The 2680-nt window shown below is 74.6% G+C and carries 2 protein-coding genes; one reads left to right on the top strand and one right to left on the bottom strand.

Annotation, left to right across the window (positions count from 1 at the left end; translation table 11 throughout):
• Positions 1–2077 (bottom strand): alkaline phosphatase family protein (locus tag G3I19_RS35935; RefSeq protein WP_164267873.1); only part of this gene is annotated, 2077 nt, incomplete at its 3' end.
• A gap of 359 nt (positions 2078–2436) precedes the next feature.
• On the opposite strand from G3I19_RS35935, the gene G3I19_RS37905 reads away from it, so the two are divergent.
• Positions 2437–2680, top strand: a 244-nt coding sequence (locus tag G3I19_RS37905) for an MBL fold metallo-hydrolase (protein ID WP_164267872.1), incomplete at its 3' end; no start/stop codon positions are given.

The raw sequence follows: 2680 nt of genomic DNA, 5'->3' as shown, positions 1-2680 counted from the left end.
TGGCGCCGTCCGGCACCGGGGCGGCCGGGATCACCGGGGCGCCGTCGAGCGGCACCTGCGGCCCCTCGCACTCGGACAGCCAGCGCCGCAGGACGCCGTGCACCCGCTCGGCGCCCACCAGCTCCTGGCCCTCGTCCACCGGCGCCGAGAGGTCGAGCGGCGCCAGCAGGAAGGGCGCCGACTGCTCACCGCCGAGGCCGCCGTGCGAACCGATCTGCCCCTCGAAGGCGTGCACGGAGCCGGTCTCCGGGTCGTACATCGAATTGACCATGACATCGGCGACATGCGGGAACGCGTCCGTCCTGCGTACGGCGTCCGCGGCGCCGGGCCCGAAGCCCGCGAGCGGGCCCTCGCCGTCGGCCAGCAGGGCGACGGGCACCTCGGCGCCGTCCGCCCCGAGCACCACCGAGCCGTGCTCCTCGCTCGCAAGGAGCAGGAAGCCGATGCCCGGGTGGTTGGCCAGGGTGGGCAGCAGCGCAGGGTGGCGGCGGTCCAGCTGTTCGCGCGTCATCCGCCCCGGCACGTCGGGGAAGGAGATCAGCCCGAGGTTCCCTGAGGCCAGCACCACCGGGTCGGAGCCGGGGTCGGGCGGGGTCTCGTCGCCGGGCGGCACCGGGCGGTGCAGCACCACACGGACCGCCGCCCGCGCCTCCGAGCCGCTCCTCGTCCGCTGCGCCCGGCGCGGCACCGGCAGCCCGCAGCCCGCCCGCACCAGATCCTTGAGGGTCAGCCCGTAGGCACCCTCGAAGGTCTGCCCCGGGCTCTGCCCGTGGTCGGAGAGCAGCACGACGCGGTACGGGCGCGGCGCGTGCTCCTCGGCCTTCGCGATCAGGGCCAGCGAACGGTCGAGCCGCGCCAGTACCTTCGCCGCGTCCCTGCTGTGCGGACCGCTGTGGTGCGCCACCTCGTCGTACGCCACCAGGTCGGCGTAGACCGCGGTGCGCCCGGCGAACATGTCGCCTATCACCGCGGACACCACCACATCGCGCTCCACGACGGTCGCGAAGGCCCTGATGAACGGGTAGAGGCCGCCGCGCTTGATGCGCGGCTCCTCCTGCCGGGCGCGGGCCCGTGTCGACTGGCCGATCTCCCGGCCGACCTCGGCGAAGAACGAGATGGCGGTACGGACGGCGTTGGCCGGGTCGGAGAAGTACGCGAAGTAGCCGGCCCGGGAGCGGTGGTCGCGGTCCCGGCGTGCGGCGACCGAGAGGACCAGGGCCAGCTCGTCCGCGCCGCCGCTGAAGAGGTTCCCGCGGCTGGCGCCGTCCACGCTGAGCAGGCCGCTGTGGCCGGTGCGGGCGGCCGCCCGGCGCTGCAGCTCGGCCGCGCTGGCCGGCCGGTTGCAGACCATCACGTCGCCGGTCTCCTTCTCGTACCAGCGGAAGGCGGGGATGTCGTGGTTGGAGCCGTGCAGAATGCCCAGCTGGCTGGCGCCGGTCTGGCTGGACCAGTCGGTGCGCCAGGCGGCGAGCCGGTGGGTGGAGGCGATCCACCCGGCGACCGTGGGCATCAGCCCGTCGTGCACCGCGCGCAGCAGCGCCGCGTGGCCCACCCCGTCGAGCTGGAGGAAGACCGTGCCGTGCGGTCCGCCGCGCCCGGTGTCCTCGCCGCGTCTGCGCCGTCTGCGGGAGGCGAGGCGCGAGAGCCTGCGGCGGTACGCCTCGTCGTCACGCACCGCCAGCGCGGTGGAGGTCGCGGAGGCGACTGCGGACATCACGGCGGCCACCACGACAGCGGTCTCGGGGTTGGACGCGCCCCGGCCGTTCGGGATCAGGTCCAGGGCGACCAGCAGCAGCGAGCCGTTGAGGAAGAACACCAGCAGGCCGAGGACGAGGGCGGGGACCAGCAGCAGCGCGCGTACGACCAGGGGCCACACCAGCGCGCTGAGCAGGCCGAAGGCGGCGGCGCCCCACCCCGCGGTGATGGCCACGGTGGTGGCGCTGTCGCCGTTGACCGACTCCAGCTGGAAGTCCGGCAGGATCCCGGCGAGCGCCAGCATGGTCAGTGTGGACACGGCCCACACCACGATCACCCGGAACAGAGCGCTCCCCGCCCTGCGCCATCGCCCTGCCGCCACGCCTTTTCCACCTCACGTCCTGCGGGACCCCGGGTGGGCCCGCCGGCCAGCTTTTCACAGGACCGGACGGCGCCCGGCCCGCGGCCGCGGGCGGGCGGAGCACCGCCGCGTCCTGCGTGACACGGGTCACGGCGGGGACGAGTACCCGCAGGAGTGGCAGATCTTCCAGCCGTCCTGCGTGACGGCGAGGACACCTCCGCAGCGCGGACACTGCTCCGAGTACTGGGTCACGGAGCCTCCTCCCGTTTCGCCTGATCGCTACCCACCGTGCTCCCGGGACAGACGTGACACGCTGTCCCGGGAGCGGGCCGCACCGGGCCGCCCGCGGCCCGAGGCGGCCAGACGTGAGGAGGCGGCAGGTGCCGGTCGATGTGACCTGGTGGGGACATGCCACATGTACGGTCGAGGACTCCGGGGTCCGGGTGCTGACCGACCCGCTGTTCACCCGCAGGCTGGCCCACCTCAGGCGCCGCCGCGGCGCGGTGCCGCCGCCCAGAGCGGCGGCCGCCCGCGCCGTCCTCGTATCGCATCTGCACGCCGACCATCTGCATCTGCCGTCGCTGGCCCGCCTCGCACCCGGCACCACGCTGATCGTGCCGCGCG

The organism is Streptomyces sp. SID10853, from assembly GCF_010548145.1.
Classification (GTDB): domain Bacteria; phylum Actinomycetota; class Actinomycetes; order Streptomycetales; family Streptomycetaceae; genus Streptomyces.
The sequence above is the reverse complement of the archived record's forward strand: the minus strand, read 5'-3'. Positions and strand labels throughout refer to the sequence as shown.